The organism is Actinomadura sp. NPDC048394, from assembly GCF_040651755.1.
Classification (GTDB): Bacteria; Actinomycetota; Actinomycetes; order Streptosporangiales; family Streptosporangiaceae; genus Spirillospora; species Spirillospora montaniterrae.
On record NZ_JBEZJL010000001.1, the window covers coordinates 158,140 to 173,036 of the forward strand.

The 14,897-nt window shown below is 73.1% G+C and carries 16 protein-coding genes and 1 pseudogene; 7 read left to right on the plus strand and 10 right to left on the minus strand.

Annotated features, from left to right (window positions below; translation table 11 throughout):
• Together AB0C78_RS00825 and AB0C78_RS00830 are read right to left on the minus strand one after the other, a co-directional pair.
• Positions 1–466 (minus strand): annotated as a pseudogene (locus AB0C78_RS00825) (hypothetical protein); the annotation flags it as partial.
• 25 nt (positions 467–491) lie between these two features.
• Positions 492–1,409 carry an ABC transporter substrate-binding protein gene (locus AB0C78_RS00830; RefSeq protein WP_360740223.1) on the minus strand — a complete coding sequence of 306 codons (918 nt, stop codon included), beginning with the start codon at positions 1,407–1,409 and terminating at the stop codon, positions 492–494.
• 276 nt (positions 1,410–1,685) lie between these two features.
• Between AB0C78_RS00830 and AB0C78_RS00835 the strand changes: the two genes are divergently transcribed.
• Both AB0C78_RS00835 and AB0C78_RS00840 read left to right on the plus strand, forming a co-directional pair.
• The gene (locus AB0C78_RS00835; protein WP_360740226.1) at positions 1,686–2,327 is read left to right on the plus strand and encodes a TetR/AcrR family transcriptional regulator; all 642 of its coding nucleotides are present in this window, start codon (positions 1,686–1,688) and stop codon (positions 2,325–2,327) included.
• A complete protein-coding gene (locus AB0C78_RS00840) occupies positions 2,324–2,701 on the plus strand; it encodes a VOC family protein (RefSeq protein WP_360740228.1) in 378 nt (125 codons plus the stop codon). The genes AB0C78_RS00835 and AB0C78_RS00840 overlap by 4 nt, the downstream gene beginning before the upstream one ends.
• A 12-nt stretch (positions 2,702–2,713) precedes the next feature.
• Here AB0C78_RS00840 and AB0C78_RS00845 read toward each other — a convergent pair whose 3' ends face one another.
• The 3 genes from AB0C78_RS00845 to AB0C78_RS00855 form a co-directional block, all read right to left on the minus strand.
• On the minus strand, positions 2,714–3,625 hold the full coding sequence (locus tag AB0C78_RS00845; RefSeq protein WP_360740231.1) for an LLM class F420-dependent oxidoreductase: 912 nt from the start codon (positions 3,623–3,625) through the stop codon (positions 2,714–2,716).
• A gap of 49 nt (positions 3,626–3,674) precedes the next feature.
• Positions 3,675–4,322 carry a hypothetical protein gene (locus AB0C78_RS00850; protein WP_360740234.1) on the minus strand — a complete coding sequence of 216 codons (648 nt, stop codon included), beginning with the start codon at positions 4,320–4,322 and terminating at the stop codon, positions 3,675–3,677.
• 68 nt (positions 4,323–4,390) lie between these two features.
• On the minus strand, positions 4,391–4,756 hold the full coding sequence (locus AB0C78_RS00855; RefSeq protein ID WP_360740236.1) for a hypothetical protein: 366 nt from the start codon (positions 4,754–4,756) through the stop codon (positions 4,391–4,393).
• A 155-nt stretch (positions 4,757–4,911) separates the two neighbouring features.
• Between AB0C78_RS00855 and AB0C78_RS00860 the strand changes: the two genes are divergently transcribed.
• Positions 4,912–5,676 (plus strand): alpha/beta fold hydrolase, encoded by a 765-nt coding sequence (locus AB0C78_RS00860; protein ID WP_360740239.1) that lies wholly within the window; start codon positions 4,912–4,914, stop codon positions 5,674–5,676.
• 71 nt (positions 5,677–5,747) lie between these two features.
• On the opposite strand, the gene AB0C78_RS00865 is transcribed toward AB0C78_RS00860, so the two are convergent.
• Complete coding sequence (locus tag AB0C78_RS00865; RefSeq protein WP_360740242.1) at positions 5,748–6,434, minus strand: TetR/AcrR family transcriptional regulator C-terminal domain-containing protein; 687 nt, start codon at positions 6,432–6,434, stop codon at positions 5,748–5,750.
• A gap of 88 nt (positions 6,435–6,522) precedes the next feature.
• Between AB0C78_RS00865 and AB0C78_RS00870 the strand changes: the two genes are divergently transcribed.
• On the plus strand, positions 6,523–7,914 hold the full coding sequence (locus AB0C78_RS00870) for an MFS transporter (RefSeq protein WP_360740245.1): 1,392 nt from the start codon (positions 6,523–6,525) through the stop codon (positions 7,912–7,914).
• A 76-nt stretch (positions 7,915–7,990) separates the two neighbouring features.
• Positions 7,991–8,896 (plus strand): hypothetical protein, encoded by a 906-nt coding sequence (locus tag AB0C78_RS00875; protein WP_360740248.1) that lies wholly within the window; start codon positions 7,991–7,993, stop codon positions 8,894–8,896.
• A 644-nt stretch (positions 8,897–9,540) separates the two neighbouring features.
• On the opposite strand, the gene AB0C78_RS00880 is transcribed toward AB0C78_RS00875, so the two are convergent.
• Complete coding sequence (locus tag AB0C78_RS00880; protein ID WP_151543770.1) at positions 9,541–9,882, minus strand: MmcQ/YjbR family DNA-binding protein; 342 nt, start codon at positions 9,880–9,882, stop codon at positions 9,541–9,543.
• Positions 9,883–10,435: 553 nt separating this feature from the next.
• Here AB0C78_RS00880 and AB0C78_RS00885 point away from each other — a divergent pair.
• Complete coding sequence (locus AB0C78_RS00885; protein WP_360740251.1) at positions 10,436–11,368, plus strand: PDR/VanB family oxidoreductase; 933 nt, start codon at positions 10,436–10,438, stop codon at positions 11,366–11,368.
• 17 nt (positions 11,369–11,385) lie between these two features.
• A complete protein-coding gene (locus AB0C78_RS00890; protein ID WP_360740254.1) occupies positions 11,386–12,078 on the plus strand; it encodes an AraC family transcriptional regulator in 693 nt (230 codons plus the stop codon).
• On the opposite strand, the gene AB0C78_RS00895 is transcribed toward AB0C78_RS00890, so the two are convergent.
• The 3 genes from AB0C78_RS00895 to AB0C78_RS00905 are packed head-to-tail and all read right to left on the minus strand — an operon-like array spanning position 12,057 to position 14,895.
• A complete protein-coding gene (locus tag AB0C78_RS00895; protein WP_360740257.1) occupies positions 12,057–12,704 on the minus strand; it encodes a class I SAM-dependent methyltransferase in 648 nt (215 codons plus the stop codon). The genes AB0C78_RS00890 and AB0C78_RS00895 overlap by 22 nt on opposite strands.
• A 55-nt stretch (positions 12,705–12,759) precedes the next feature.
• Positions 12,760–14,016, minus strand: a complete 1,257-nt coding sequence (locus AB0C78_RS00900) for a hypothetical protein (RefSeq protein ID WP_360740259.1) — start codon at positions 14,014–14,016, stop codon at positions 12,760–12,762.
• 36 nt (positions 14,017–14,052) lie between these two features.
• Positions 14,053–14,895 (minus strand): LLM class F420-dependent oxidoreductase, encoded by an 843-nt coding sequence (locus tag AB0C78_RS00905; RefSeq protein ID WP_360740262.1) that lies wholly within the window; start codon positions 14,893–14,895, stop codon positions 14,053–14,055.
• Positions 14,896–14,897: the final 2 nt, after the last annotated feature.

Below are 14,897 nucleotides of genomic sequence, written 5' to 3' on the forward strand. Positions count from 1 at the left end.
CGTCCTCAGCGTCCGCGGAGACGCCTCCCGCATCTGCCGTGACGTCCTCTGCGTCCGCGAAGACGTCTGCCGCATCTGCCGTGACGTCCTCTGCGTCCGCGAAGACGTCTGCCGCATCTGCCGTGACGTCCTCTGCGCCCGCGAAGACGTCTGCCGCATCTGCCGTGACGTCCTCTGCGCCCGCCGAGACGTCCGTCGCGTCCGCCGGGACGTTCTCCGCGTCCGCTGAGGCGTCCTCTGCGTCCGCTGAGACGTCCTCCGCGTCCCTTTGGGCGTCCTCAGCGTCCGCGAAGACGTCTCCCGCGTCCGCCGAGACGTCCGTCGCGTAAGTCGGGGCGTCCTTCCTGTTCCTTGGGACGTCCTTCGCGTCTGCGGAGACCGTCGGGACGTCCTTTGGGCGTGCGGGAGCGTGCCCGGGGGCGTCCTTGGGGGTGGCCGGGGGCGGGTCGTGGTCGGGGGGCGTCACGGGCGGGGGCTCGTCGGGGCGGGGGTCAACGCGTCTTCTGCACCGCGTCGCCGATGGCCTTCACGAACTGCGGCAGGCGGGGGCCCCAGCGGGAGGCGAGGTCGTCGTCCAGCGGCACCACGCCGCCGTCCTTGACGGCCTTCAGGTCCTGGAAGCCGGGCCGCTTGGCGAGCGCGGCGGCGCTCTGGCCGCAGCACTTGGTGTCGGCGAGGAAGATCAGGTCCGGGTCCTTCTTGACGAGGTACTCGCGGGAGAGCTGCGGGTAGCCGCCGCTGCCCTTGTCCGCCGGGTCCGCGACGTTGCGGAGCCCGAACAGGCCGTACACCTGCCCGGCGAACGTCTGGGACGTCACGGTGTGCAGCTGGTTGTCCAGCTCGTGGTAGTAGGTGAGGCCCTTGCCCTTGGTGGACGCGGCGACGGTCTTCTGGATGTCGGCGCGCATCCCGTCGGTGACCTTCTTGGCCTCGGCGGCGTGCCCGGTGGCGAGTCCAAGGTCGGTGATCTCGTCGTAGGCGTCGTCGAGCTTGGCGGCGGCCGGTTCCAGCAGCACCGGGACCTTGACCTTCTCCAGCGCCTTGACGATGCCGTCCATGTCGTTGGACAGCACGACGAGGTCGGGCCGGTACTTGATGACGGCCTCGGCGTTCGGCTTGAAGGCGGACAGCTGCGTCCGGGGGGCGCCGGACGGGTAGTCCGAAAGGCTGTCCACGGCCACGACCTGCGAGCCGGCGCCGATGGCGAACAGGGTCTCGGTGTGCGTGGGGGACAGCGACACGATCCGCTTGGGGTGGGCGGGAACGGCCACCGCGCCGTTGCCGGCCTGGACGGTGACGGTCTCCGCGCCGCCGTCCGAGGACTTGGTCTTGCCGTCGCCGCCGCATCCGGCGGCGAGCGTCACGGCGGCGGTCACGATGGCCGCGCCGAGGACGCGCACGGGTCTCACAGGAGCCTCCTGGCTGCCGGGAAGCCGCGGCCCGTCATGACGGATCGCCCTTCCACGAGGTCGAGAGTCGTCGGCGCGCGCGGAGGCGACCTGGCTCGGCCTCTTCGACAGGGGCACCACAGTTGCGGGACAGCGCCGGGTTCGCACCGGACTTCGCTCCAGGGCGCGCTTGAAGTGCAACGTTATCAGCCGCCTTATCCGGTTTCGCTCCCGGATCGGAGTGAGTACTCACTTCGGCCTTGACGGAGTGAGTACTCACTCCGTACAGTGGCGGCCATGGAGGCCAAGAGCAGGCGGCGCGCTCCCGGGATGAGTCCCGAGCAGCGCCGCGAGATGATCGTCCGGACGGCGCTGCCGCTCGTCGCCGAGCACGGCACCGCCGTCACCACCGGCCAGATCGCCCGCGCCGCCGGCATCGGCGAGGCGACGATCTTCCGCGTGTTCGCCGACAAGGACGAGCTGCTCGACGCCTGCGTCATGGAGGCGCTGCGCACCGACCACGTCCTCGCCGAGATCCAGGAGATCCCGCTCGACCAGCCCCTTTCCGGCCGGCTCGCCGAGGCCACCGCCGCGATCCAGGCCTACCTCGGCCGCATGGGCATGGTCCTCGGCGCCCTGCACGCCACCGGCCGCCGCGACCGCGGCTCGCACGGCGGCGGCGAGGCGGCCGACGCCGCGATCGACCGCGCGTCCGCCATGGCCCGCACGCGGGGCGCGCTCGCCGAGCTCTTCGAGCCCGACCGCGACCGGCTCCGGCTGTCGGTCGAGGAGACCGCCGGGATGTTCATGGGCCTGGTCTTCACCTGGAGCCGCCCGCCCACCGGCCCCGAGACTCCGGCGCCCTCGCTCGAGGAGTACCTGGACGTCTTCCTGCACGGCGCGCTCACCGGCACGACCCCCGAAGGGAGCCCCGAATGACCATCACGCTCAACCACACCATCGTCACCGCCGCCGACAACGACGAGGCCGCCCGCTTCTTCGCGGGCGTCATGGGCCTGACCTACACCGGGCCGCACCCGCACGCCCGCCACTTCGTGCCGATCAAGGTCAACGACGGCCTCACCCTCGACTTCCTGACCGTCGCCTACCCGCAGGGCCACCACCTGGCCTTCGACGTGGACGCCGCCACCTTCGACGCGGTCGTCGACCGCCTCGACGCCCGCGAGATCCCCTACGGCGACCAGCCCGCCCACCCCGACAACGGCCGCGTCGACACCGCGCATCCGCTCGGCGCCCGCGGCCTGTACTTCTCCGACTCCAGCGGCAACCTCTACGAGCTCATCTCGTCCTGACGCCGGGCCTTGTCAGGACGCGAGCGACTTCAGGAACGTGCGGGTGCGAGTCCGGTCCTCGCCGGGCATGAACTCGCCCGCCACGAACTCGGTGACCCCCGCCGCGGCCAGCTCCTCCAGCCGCGCGCCGACCGCGTCCTCGTCGCCGATGATCGCGAGGTCGGCGGGGCCTTCGGCGCCCTCCCGGTCCATCATCGCCCGGTAGGACGGCAGCGTCCCGTACACCTCGAACGCCTTCGCCGCCCGCTGGCGCGCGCGCTCGGCATCACCGGTGACGCACACCGGCAGGACGCAGACGATCCGGGGAGCGGGACGTCCCGCCGCCTCTGCCGCCGCCGTGATGGTCGGCGCGATGTGGTCGCGGACGGTGGCGGGACCCGTCATCCACAGGACGGTCCCGTCGGTGCGCTCCGCGGCGAGCCGCAGCATCTTGGGCCCGAGCGCCGCGAGCAGCACCGGGACCCGGCCCTCGTTCGGGACGGTCAGCCCGATCTGCCCCCGCAGGGTCTCGCCGGTGAACGACGCCGTCTGGTGGTCGAGCAGCGGCAGCAGTACCGAGAGGTATTCGTCCATGTGCCGCAGGGGACGCCCGAAGTCGTACCCGTACATGTCCTCGATGACGACCTTGTGCGACAGGCCGATGCCGAGGGTCAGCCGTCCCTCGCCGAGGGCGAGCGCCACCGTCCGCACCTGCTGGGCCAGCGCCGCCGGATGCCGCGGATACGTCGGCACCACGGCGGTCCCAAGCTCGATGCCCGGCACCCGGCTTCCCGCCACCGCGAGCGCGGTCAGCGCGTCCACGCCGAAGATGTTCGACATCCACGCCGAGGCGAAGCCGTCGTCGGCGGCGTGCCGCACGTCGTCGGCCAGCTTGTCCAGCGCGTCGGGACCGCCGCGCTCGCCGAGGGAAACACCGATGCGCACGAGGACCTCCCTGGTCTGCGTCCTGTCCCGATCTTGGCACAGAGCGTGGTCAGGGCCGCCGGGCGGGGTCGCGCGCGGCCCGGTCCCGCGCCTCCATGAAGAAGTCGTGCAGCGCCGTCGCGCCGGGCAGCAGCCGGACGGGCCGCGCCGCGCCGAACGGGGCGTTCCAGAACGCCCCTTGCCTGGGCTTCCACGGTCCCGCGTACGCGTACGGCTCGCCGAGGAAACCGTCGCCGGGGGATATGCCGTAATTGACCTCGTCCAGCGTGAGGCCCAGGTCGAAATGCTCGGGCCACAGCACGGGCGCGGCGCCCGGCGCGAGACGGACCAGCGCCTCGTGACCGCGGGCGAAGCACTCCTCGAGGTGCGTCGCGGCGCCCGCGTCGACGCCGAGCGTCTCGTCCAGCCCGACCCCGCTGCCGTCCTTGTAGAGGTCCTGCGGCGCGCCCGCCTCGATCCCCGCTGCGGCGGCAAGCTCCCCGCACGTCGCGCCGTTCAGCGGGATCGTCCTGTCGCCCGCGACGAGCTCGGCGCCGGCCACCCGCAGCTCCGGCGCCTGCACGGTCCCGAACCCGCCCTCCGCCACGCGCAGCCGGATCGTCCCGCTCGCACGGTGCTGCGGGCCCGCGAGCAGCAACTCCGCGACCCCGTGCAGCGAGCGGCGCGTCGTCCCCAGAGCATCCGGATCGACGGTCATGTCCCCATCCTTCGCCTGCGGTCGCCCATCAGTGGCGTTGTCCCACCCTCGCATCCCCGCGGCGGCCGTCACAAACCGTCCGGATCCTGATGCCGCTGCCCGTAGCGCTCCGCCAGGTCCCGGTCGATCTCGGCCCACCGGCGATGCCGCTCCGCCGACTCCAGATGCGCCAGCGCCTCCTCGGGATGGACGGTCGCCATGTCCTCCAGCATCGCCGCCGCCCTGTCATGAGCGAACGCGGAGGACAGCACGGACCGCAGCGCGTACTCGCCGGCGCCGCGCCCCGGCGAACGCCCGGCACGCGAACGCGACACCTCGACGGCCCGCGGCTCGCTCGCCCGGACCTCCGGGGCCCGATCGCCCGCCCAGGCCCCCGCCTTCCGCCGCGGCCCCTCGCGCGCCGTCAGGCGCAGCGCGCGGTCTTCGCCGCCCATACCGGCCATTCCGACCCGCGAGCCCGTGGCTCCCCCAGCGCCCCCGACACACCGGCTACCTACCCACCCACCTGCACGTTCAGCCCCACCCGCCGCACTTGTCACCGGGGGGCCGGATGGCCGCGCGGAGCGCGATGACCGATCATGGAGGGGTGGTGACTCCGGAACCCGTGACGCTCCAGGCCGCCGACGGCGTGCGGATCGACGCAGGACACCTCGGCGGGGACGGCGACCTCTGCTTCGTGCTCGCGCACGGCTTCACCTGCTCCTGGCGGCAGCCCGCGCTGCGCCGTATCGGCGCGGTCCTCCACCGCTACGGCGGCGTCCTCGCCCTGGACCTGCGCGGCCACGGACGGTCCGGCGGGCACTCCACGGTCGGCGACCTGGAGGTCCTCGACGTGCAGGCCGCCGTCGCCGCGGCGCGCGTCCGGGGATACCGGCGCGTCGCCGTCGCGGGCTTCTCGCTGGGCGGCGCCGTCGCCATCCGGCACGCCGCGCTGCACGGCGCCGTCGACGCCGTCGTCTCCGTCAGCGCGCCCGCCCGCTGGTACTACCGCGACACCGTCCCCATGCGCCGCGTCCACTGGGTCATCGAACGGCCCCTCGGACGCCTCGCCGTCCGCCTCGCGCGCGGGACCCGCATCGCCGCGAAGGGCTGGGACCCCGTCCCGGAGGCGCCGCACGAGGTCGCCGCGCGCATCGCCCCCGTGCCGCTGCTGATCGTCCACGGGGACGCCGACGCGTTCTTCCCCACCGAGCACGGGCGGCAGCTGTTCGACGCGGCGCGCGACCCGAAGGAGCTGTGGATCGAACCGGGCTTCGGGCACGCGGAGGTCGCCGCGACCCCGGACCTCATCCATCGCATCGGCGCCTGGGCGGCCTCGTCCGCCACCGTGATGCGTCCCGACGCGGCGCTCTGACGACCCGGCCGCGCCGCTCTGACGTCCCGGCCCCGCCGCTCTGACGTCCGGGCCACGCGGCGCCGTGGCGGTCAGCGTTTCTTCTCGAGGCCGTCGACGAGGCTCCGGAGACCGAACTCGAAGCGGTCGGTGAGGCGCGGGGCGAGGAGCTCGCCCGCGACCGCCACCAGGTCGGGGAAGCGGTCGGCGGGCAGTCCCTCCAGGTAGCGGGACACCTCCGCGAGCCGCTCCCCGTTGTCGGGCCCCTTGCCGAACGCGATCTCCTGGACGGCGAACCCCGTCACGTAGAACATCAGCAGCAGGTACCCGTAGCCCGCCATGCGGTCGTCGAAGCCCGCACGGCGCAGCAGCCCGATCACGTGGTCGGCGAGGCGCAGCCCGTTGGGGCCGAACGGGAGCCGGCCCGGCAGCAGGCGCGTCGCCGCCGGATGCGCTAGCAGGACGCGGCGCAGGTCGAGGCCGATCTCGATGAGCCGCTCGTCCCAGGGCTCACCGCCGTCGCCGTCGCCGTCCGGTAGCGGGCACTTGCCGACGACGGTGTCGACGAGCAGGTCGAACAGCTCGTCCTTGCCGCTGACGTGCCAGTACAGCGACGGCGACTTGATGTCGAGCGCCGTGGCGAGCCGGCGCATGCTGAACGCGTCGAACCCGTCCTCGTCCAGCAGCCGCAGGGCCGCCCGCACGATCTCCGCGCGGTCCAGCCGCGGTGCCGCGGACGTCTCCGCGCCGCGCGCGAAGCCGTAGTCCCGGCCGGCCATCAGAGCATCACCATGGCTCCAATCTAGCAGTGCAAGGTTATCCCTATCAGTGTTAGATTCCCTCTAACGGTGCTAGGGAAGGAGTCGCATGGTCGACCAGAGACCGGCCGCGGAGATCGCCGGCCACCAGGACGCGAGGACCGGATGGTGGCCACTGGCGGCGATCGTCGCCGCCGTCTTCATGCTCATGCTGGACGCGACGGTGGTGACCGTCGCCATCCCCGACATGCGCCACGACCTGCACGCCGGCCTCGGCGACCTGCAATGGGTCATGAACGCGTACACGATGGCGATGGCCGCCTCCCAGCTCACCGCCGGAGCGTTCGCCGACCGCTGGGGACGGCGCCGCTCCTTCCTCGCGGGCGTCACGCTGTTCGCCCTGGCGTCCCTCGCCTGCGGCCTCGCGCCCACCACCGCGACCCTCATCGCGGCCCGCGCCGTCCAAGGACTCGCGGGCGCGCTCATGTTCGCGACCACGCTCGCGCTCATCGCGCAGTGCTACACGGGACAGGCCCGCGGCGTCGCGTTCGGCGTCCGCGGCACCGCCGCCGGGCTCGCCGTCGTCCTCGGCCCCGTCGTCGGCGGCGCGCTCGTCTCCGGGATCGGCTGGCGCTGGGTCTTCCTGGTGAACGTGCCGGTCGGAGCCGTCACCCTGGCCGTGGGCGCCCGCTCGCTGCCGCGCGAGGAGACCGCCCCCGAACGGCGGCGCATCGACCTCGCCGGGCCCTGCCTGCTCGCCGTCTCCCTGTCCCTCCTGGTCCTCGGCCTGCTGCGGGTCGAGGACCACGGGTGGGGGAGCGCCCGGACCGGACTCGTCCTCGGCGCCTCAGCGGTGGCGCTCGCGGCGTTCCTCGCCGTGGAGAGCCGCCTGACCGACCCGATGCTCGACCTCCCGCTCTTCCGGGACCGCGCGTTCAGCGGCACGCAGATCGGGTCGTTCACCGTCCAGGCGAGCGTGTTCGCCCTGCTCATCTACGTGTCGCTGTGGTTCCAGGACCAGCTCGGCTTCTCGGCGCTCAAGACCGGGCTGTGCTTCCTGCCCCTCGTCGTCCCCATCCTCGTCGCCGGCCCGATCGCCGGCGCCGTCATGGACCGCCTCCCCAGGGGACCGCTCGTCTCCGGCTCGCTGGCGCTCCTCGCCCTCGCGATCCTGCTCATGCACGGGCTCGCACCCGGCTCGTCCTGGACCCACCTCGTCCCCGGCATGGCGCTCGCCGGCCTCGCCTGCGGGATCGCGCTGCCGACCCTCGGTGGCCTCGCCGTGGACGTCGCGGACCGGTCCCGGCTCGGCATGGCGTCCGGCGTCAACAACACCGTCATGCAGGTCGGATCCGCCGTGGGGATCGCGGTGTACGGGGCCGTGCTGAGCCGGCACCGGGTGTTCACCGACGGGCTGGACGCCCTCTTCGCCACCGCGTCCGCCGTCGCGTTCTGCGGAGCCGTCCTCACTGCGATTCTCCTTGCCCGGAAACGGCTCTGACCTGCACTGACAGGAGGTTATCCACATTTTCGCGAGCCCCTTACGGGGCGCCGGCGGGTCGGCATCATCGGTGAACATGAACGGATTCGGCATCACCTGGAAAAGGACGGCCGGCGGCCCGGCCGTCCCCGTCGGCCCCGGCGTCTACTTCACCCCCGGCACCGGCACCTCCCTCACCGCCCGCGCCGCGGCCCTCAGCAGCCTCCTCCCGCCGGACGCGGTCATCGCCCGCCGCACCGCCGCCTGGATCTGGGGCATCGACGTCCTCCCGCCCGGCGTGAACGAGACCGACTGGGACGTCGAACTGATCACCCCGGCACCGGCCGAATGCGCGACGGGCCCGCCCGTCCCCGACCACGTGGACCTGCTGCCCGGCCACGTCCAGGAGCAGTCCGGCGTACGCGTCACCTCCCGCGCCCGGACGGCCCTCGACTGCACGCGCTGGCTCCCGCGCTCCCAGGCGGTCGCCGCACTGGACCAATTCCTCAGGAACGGAGTCGACACCGATGAACTCAAGGCCATGGCCCGCACGCTGCCCGGCTACCACGGCAACAGGCGGCTTCGCGAACTCCTGCGCCTCGGCGACCGTGGCGCGGCCTCCCCCGGCGAGAGCTGGGTCCGCACCGCCGTCGTCGACGCCGGCTTCCCGCGCCCCCGCACCCAGGTGCCCGTCGCCGGCCCGCACGACCGCTGCCTCTACATCGACCTCGGCTACGAGGAGTACCGCGTCGGCATCGAGTACGACGGCGAGCGCCACCACACCGGCCGCGCCGCCCGCGCCCACGACGAAAGCCGGCGCCGCTGGCTCCGCAAGGAGATGGGCTGGCAGATCATCCCCGTCACCAAACTCTTCCTGTCCCGCCCCGCCCCCTACCTGGAGGCCCTCCTGACCGCACTCCTCCAACGCGGCTGGAACCCCGACGACCCAACCATGACCCGCATCACCACCCGCCTAAAAACCCTCTCCCGCCACCCCCACTAACCCCACCCCGACCCCACCCCCACCAGGCCCACCCGTTCCGACCCCCCACCCGCTCCGACCCATGTCCGCCCCGACCCCCGCCCGCCCTGGCCCACGAGCCTGCTCCGGTCCACGAGCCTGCTCCGGTCCACGAGCCTGCTCCGGTCCACGAGCCTGCTCCAGCCCGCGCTCGCTCCGGCTCGGCTCTCGTTCCGGCCTCACGCGCGCACCGCCTCGCGCCTGAACCGGCCGCGGCCGCTCCGGCCCGGCGCACTCCGGCCTGGCGCACGCACCGCCTCACGCGCGCACCGGTCGTGGCCGAACCGGCCTGCGCGCTCCGGCCTGGCACGCGCTCTGGCCTGGCGGCGGCTCTAGCCCGCGCTCGCTTCGGCCCGGCGTCCGGACTGGTCCGGTGCCCGCACTGGTCCGTGGCTGCTGGGGCTCGGCGTCCGCTGCGGTCCGGCGACGGCTTCGGCTCGGCGTCCGCTGGGGCCGGCGTTCGCTGCGGCTCGGCGGCGGCTGCGGGCGGCCGTACTGGCCCTACACCCGTACCAACGGTGGCCGATCCGGCCCCGCGCTCGCTCCGGCTTGGCGCCCGCGCTGGTGGGCGTCCGCTCCGGCCGCGGTCGCTTCGCTCGCGGTCGCTTCGCTCGCGGGCTGGTGCTTCAGTCCAGCAAGGCGGAAAGACGCTTGGGGGCGATCAGGCGGTAGCTGTCCTCAATGAGTTCCGCGAGCTCGTCCCAGTCCTGCTCGACATCCAGACGGGCGCCGACCCATCCTTTGACGCCGACGTACTTCGGAACGAAGAACCGCTCCGGGCCCTCAGAGACCAGCGCCTCCTGCACCCCCGGCCCCGCCTTGAACATCATGGACGAGCCGTCCTCGCTGGTCATCACGAACAACTTGTCGCGAACACGGAAGGAGGGAGATGTGTGACCGCCGAACGGCTTCTCGGTCGCCTCCGGCATCCCCATGCAGATCTCCCGGAGCCGCTCCAGAACGTCCATCCGTCCGCCCTTCCCCGCGATGAACCACCGTGAAAGGAGCCTACAACTCACCCCCACGCAGCAAATCTGCGCTGGTCATGATGGTCGTCGGTTGCGGGGTGCATCGGGGGCTTCTTGGGTGAGGGGCGCGGGCAACGAGTGGTGGCCCGTCACGAGTGGTGGCGTGCAGTGTGTGGTGCCCCAAACCGCCAGCCACCACACGCCACCGCCACCACACGCCACCGCCACCACACGCCACCGCCACCACACGCCACCGCCACCACACGCCGCCAGCCGCCACGCGCCGCCAGCCGCCGCCGGTCGTCACGCGTCGCCGGCCGCCACGCGCCGCCAGCCGCCGCCGGGCACCACGCCTCGCCGGTCGTCACGCGTCGCCAGCCGCCACGCGCCGCTAGTCGTCACGCGTCGCCGGTCGTCACGCGTCGCCGGCCGCTTGTGGGGTTTGGTGGGGGTTCTGTGCGGGGGGCGGGGGAGGGCTTCCGTTTGGTGGAAGTTGGGGTGGTGTGGGGCGTTGGGAGGGGGGATGGTCGGGGCGCCTAGGAGAGGGGGGCGCGTGACTGAGGAGAGCGGCGTCGAGACTGAGGTCGTCGTCCGGGAGAAGGCGGACCTCGCGGAGGGCGTCGTGGGGTTGACGTTGGGTGCCGCGGACGGGGGTGTGTTGCCGTCGTGGCGGCCCGGTGCGCACGTCGACCTGGTGATGCCGGACGGGCTCGTGCGGCAGTACTCGCTGTGCGGCGACCCGGCCGACGAGCGGACGTGGCGGCTCGGCGTGCTGAAGGAAGGGCCGGGCTCGACGTTCGTCCATGAGCGGTTGAACGTCGGCGACAGGCTCGTCACGCGCGGTCCGCGCAACCACTTCGCTCTGGAGGACGCGCCCGGCTACCTGTTCCTCGCCGGGGGCATCGGCATCACGCCGATCCTGCCGATGGTGGCCGCGGCGGACGCGGCGGGCGCGGACTGGCGGCTCGTGTACGGGGGACGGCGGCGCGCGGCGATGGCGTTCCTCGACGATCTGGGCCGTTACGGGGAGCGGGTCGAGGTGCGGCCGCAGGACGAGTACGGGCTGCCCGATCTCGATGCCGTGCTGACTGAGTTGAAGAAGGGCACGCTCGTCTACTGCTGCGGGCCGGAGCCGATGCTGGCGGCGGTGGAGGAGCGGTGCGTCCGGGGGGAGTTGCGCACCGAGCGGTTCGCGCCGAAGCCCGTCAGCGGGCCGGACGAGGCGTTCGAGGTCGAGCTGGCGCTGAGCGGCCGGACGCTGAAGGTCGAGGCGGGGCGGTCCATTCTGGAGACGGTCGAGGAGGCGGGCGTCGCGGTCCTGTCGTCGTGCCGCGAGGGGACGTGCGGGACGTGCGAGACGCCCGTCCTGGACGGCGAGCCGGACCACCGCGACTCCGTGCTCACCGACGACGAGCGCGCCGACGGCGGATTCATGATGATCTGCGTGTCCCGCGCCCGGGGGACGCGCCTCGTGCTGGAGCTCTGATCGGCGAGGATGGCCCCATGACGGGGGCGTACTTCGCGATCGGGGACGGCTACGCGCTCTATGAGGGGGCCGTCGCGGAGGGGGCCGTTCATCGGCACGCCGCCTTCCAGGTGGCCGCCGGGGTCTCTGGTGTGGTGGTCATGGACGATGAGGCCGGGAACCGGTTCGGCGATGCGGCGCTGATCGTTCCGCCCATGGTGGGGCACCGGCTGCACCCCGCGAAGGCGCTCCGCATCTTCTTCGTGGAGCCGCAGTGCGCGTTCGCCGACCGGTTGCGGCTGGTTTGCGGCAATGGCATCACCCCGGCTCCCGGCATGGGCGGGCTTCGTGAGGAGGACGTCGCCGGTGGACGGTTGTCGGAGGAGCTCGACGGGCGGTTGCTGGACGCGATGCGCGTGCTGATGGACGAGCGGATCACGATGACCGCGCTGGCCGCGAGGGTCGGCCTTTCCCCGCAGCGGCTCCGTGCGCTGGCGCGGGAGGAGCTGGGCATGCCGCTCGCGCGCTGGCGCATCTGGCGGCGCCTGGCCCGGTCGGCGGAGGCGCTGCGCGAGGGGCGGACGCTGAGCGGCGCCGCGGTGGCGGGCGGCTTCGCCGACCAGGCGCATTTCACCCGGGAGATGCGCCGGATGATGGGGCTGACGCCCGCGGAGGTCGTCCGGGCCATCGGCCCCGGCGCGCCGTGGCATCAGCCCCGGCGCGCCGTGTAGAGGGAGATCGAGCCGTTGACCGTCGGCACGGTCGCGGCCTCCCGCACCTGGACGAAGCCGACCTCGGAGATGAGTCCGGGCAGCTTGCCGTCGGCGTTGAACCGGGTGTCCTCCCGGCCGTCCGCCAGCTGGACGAGGCGGAATGCCAGGCGCATCGGACGGGTGCGCTGGTGGCCGAAGTCGGCGATCACGAGCCTGCCGCCGGGCCGCAGCGTGTCGAGCATCGAGGCCAGGATCGCCCGTTTCACCGGGACGGGGCACTGGTGGAGGACGAGGCTGGACACGATGGTGTCGGCGGTTCCGGCTCCCACGATGTCCGCGAGCGCGTCGCCCATCCCGGTGCGCCATTCGACGCCGGCCGCTCCCGGCTTCCGCCGGGCCGCCGCGAGCACCTTCGGGTCGGGGTCGACGCCGATGACGCGGGCGGACGGCTCGACGGCGTGCAGGAGGAGGGCCAGCGATCCGGTGCCGCAGCCGACGTCGACGACGACGTCACCGGCCCTGAGGGCGGCGTGCATGGCGATCATGCTGCGCCACAGGCGTTCCCTGGTCAGCGCGATCAGGGCGTCGTAGAGGCGGGGGAGGGCGAAGCGGCCCAGCGCGGGCGTGAAGGTCTGCTCGGTCATGACGGCCAGTGTCGGCCGCCCTCCCGTGGACGGTCTTGAACGAACCGCTTGCCGGTCAGACGGGCGTGATCGGCAGGGAGCGGCGCGGCTGGAAGGCGAAGTCGGAGCCGGTGCTGAACCGGACGACGGCCACCTCGTCGGCCTCGGGCGCCGGCTCGTCGCGGCGGACGACGGTGAGCCGCCAGTCCTGGTCGGTGCCGGTGACCTCGGTGTCGAGGCGGGGGTCCGCGGCGCGGACGACGGCCTGGAGCGCGGTCGTCCAGCCGGGGCCGCACAGGGAGATCCACGCGCCGTCCTCGTGCGCGGGGGACGGGCGGACGGTGACGGTCGCGCCGTCGATGGAGGCGTCGACGTAGGCCGCCGGGTTGAGCAGCGGGTGGACGGCGAGGAGGCGGGCGGCGCCCTCCGGGGTGGCGGGCAGGCCGAGGGCGCGGGCGAGGCGTTCGGCGGCGATGCCGGCGATGCCGACGAGCTGCTTGCGGCGGATCCGGAGCAGGCCCTCGGCGTCGGCGCGTCCGGCCACGGCGAGGGTGAAGGCCCGGTTGAGCAGGTGCATCTGCAGGCACACCTCGTCGGCGATCCGGGCGAGCGCGGAGCGGGAGAAGGCGGCGAAGTCGAGGTCGGAGAGCAGCGGGCCGGTGTAGTCGGCGAGGCCGTCGTCGGACGGGTCGATGGGCGCGAGTTCGAGGGTCGCGGCGCGGGACCGCTCGTTCTCGGCGAGGAGGGGGATGCCCCGCGCGTCCGGGTGGGACTCGTCGATGATCACGGTCCAGGCGCAGTGCGGGTGCCGGCCGGCGGGCGAGCGCGGCGGCCGGTGGATGGGGCGGACCTGGGCCTTCGGGTTGGTGGCGACGGCGGTCGCGTCGAAGGTGGGGTCCTCGATGTCGTGGCACATGGAGCGGACGTAGTCGTCGCCCATCGGCTCGACGTCCATCAGGGCGCCGCAGTGGTCGAGGTGGAACTCGCCGTGCCAGCGGTCGTGGACGGTGTAGCGGAAGTCCATGAACTGGGGCGGGGCGCCGATGTCGAGCTGCAGGCCCTTGAAGATCGTCGGGACGTCGCCCCGCCCGGGGACCTCGGGGGCGTAGCCGAGGGCCCGCTGCATCCGCCGGGTGTAGATGGGGCTGGAGGCGGCCCACTCCTCGATCGCGATCCGCGCCATCTCCTCGCGGCCGAATGCGGAGATGCACCACGCCATTCCGGAACGGTCGATCAGCTGCCCGATGAGGAGCAGCTCGGGGACGGCGGCCGCGAGTTCCTCACGGGACAGGGCGGAGTATCGGCCGGGCGGAATCGCGCCGGGGTGCGTCATCGGTGATCTCCTCGAAGGTGAAATGGGTTCTCGTCGTCAGCTCGCGAGCCGGGCGGCCGTCCGGTCCAGGTACTTGAGCACGGTGGCCTCGTCGGCGTCCGGGACGCCCCAGATCAGTTCGGACGCGCCGGCGGCGGACCACTCGGCGAGGTCCTCGGGGGAGGGCTTCTTGGCGACCAGGATCCGCACGTCGGGCTCGCCGGCGCGGCCCGCGTCGGCCCACTCCTTGCGCAGCAGGGCGGCCTTCTCGGCGATGCCGGTCTCGATCGGGGTGGTCATCCAGCCGTCGGCGTGGCGGGCGATCCACTTCATGGTCTGGGGGCCGCCGCCGGCGCCGATGATGACCGGGATGCGGCCCTGCGGTGGCTTGGGGTAGGCCCAGCTCGGCCCGAAGGAGACGAACTCGCCGTCGTAGGACGCCTCCTCCTGCGTCCAGAGCGCGCGCATCGCCTCCAGGTACTCCTTCAGGACGGTGCGGCGCCTGGCGCCGGGGACGTGGTGGTCGGCCAGCTCGTCGGTGTTCCAGCCGAAGCCGGCGCCGATCGTGAGCCGCCCGCCGGACAGGTGGTCGAGGGTCGCGAGCGTCTTGGCGAGGGTGATCGGGTCGGACTCCACCGGCAGCGCGACGGCGGTCGCGAGGCCGATCCGCCCGGTCACGGCGGCGGCGGTCGCGAGCGACACCCACGGGTCGAGGGTGCGCATGTAGCGGTCGTCGGGCAGGTCCTCGCCGCCGGTGGGGTGCAGCGCGTCGCGGCGCACCGGGATGTGGGTGTGCTCCGGCACGTAGAAGGTGTCGAAGCCGCGCTCCTCCGCGGCCTTCGCGAGGGCTGCCGGCGTGATGCCGCGGTCGGAGGTGAAGAGCACGATTCCGTTGCGCATGG

Bases quoted from the DNA above. Each gene is read 5' to 3' on its own strand.
- AB0C78_RS00835 (WP_360740226.1), top strand. From the start codon at position 1,686: ATGGAGGCCAAGAGCAGGCGGCGCGCTCCCGGGATGAGTCCCGAGCAG.
- AB0C78_RS00840 (WP_360740228.1), top strand. From the start codon at position 2,324: ATGACCATCACGCTCAACCACACCATCGTCACCGCCGCCGACAACGAC.
- AB0C78_RS00850 (WP_360740234.1), bottom strand. From the start codon at position 4,322: ATGACCGTCGATCCGGATGCTCTGGGGACGACGCGCCGCTCGCTGCAC.
- AB0C78_RS00855 (WP_360740236.1), bottom strand. From the start codon at position 4,756: ATGGGCGGCGAAGACCGCGCGCTGCGCCTGACGGCGCGCGAGGGGCCG.
- AB0C78_RS00865 (WP_360740242.1), bottom strand. From the start codon at position 6,434: ATGGCCGGCCGGGACTACGGCTTCGCGCGCGGCGCGGAGACGTCCGCG.
- AB0C78_RS00870 (WP_360740245.1), top strand. From the start codon at position 6,523: ATGGTCGACCAGAGACCGGCCGCGGAGATCGCCGGCCACCAGGACGCG.
- AB0C78_RS00875 (WP_360740248.1), top strand. From the start codon at position 7,991: ATGAACGGATTCGGCATCACCTGGAAAAGGACGGCCGGCGGCCCGGCC.
- AB0C78_RS00880 (WP_151543770.1), bottom strand. From the start codon at position 9,882: ATGGACGTTCTGGAGCGGCTCCGGGAGATCTGCATGGGGATGCCGGAG.
- AB0C78_RS00890 (WP_360740254.1), top strand. From the start codon at position 11,386: ATGACGGGGGCGTACTTCGCGATCGGGGACGGCTACGCGCTCTATGAG.
- AB0C78_RS00895 (WP_360740257.1), bottom strand. From the start codon at position 12,704: ATGACCGAGCAGACCTTCACGCCCGCGCTGGGCCGCTTCGCCCTCCCC.
- AB0C78_RS00900 (WP_360740259.1), bottom strand. From the start codon at position 14,016: ATGACGCACCCCGGCGCGATTCCGCCCGGCCGATACTCCGCCCTGTCC.
- AB0C78_RS00905 (WP_360740262.1), bottom strand. From the start codon at position 14,895: ATGCGCAACGGAATCGTGCTCTTCACCTCCGACCGCGGCATCACGCCG.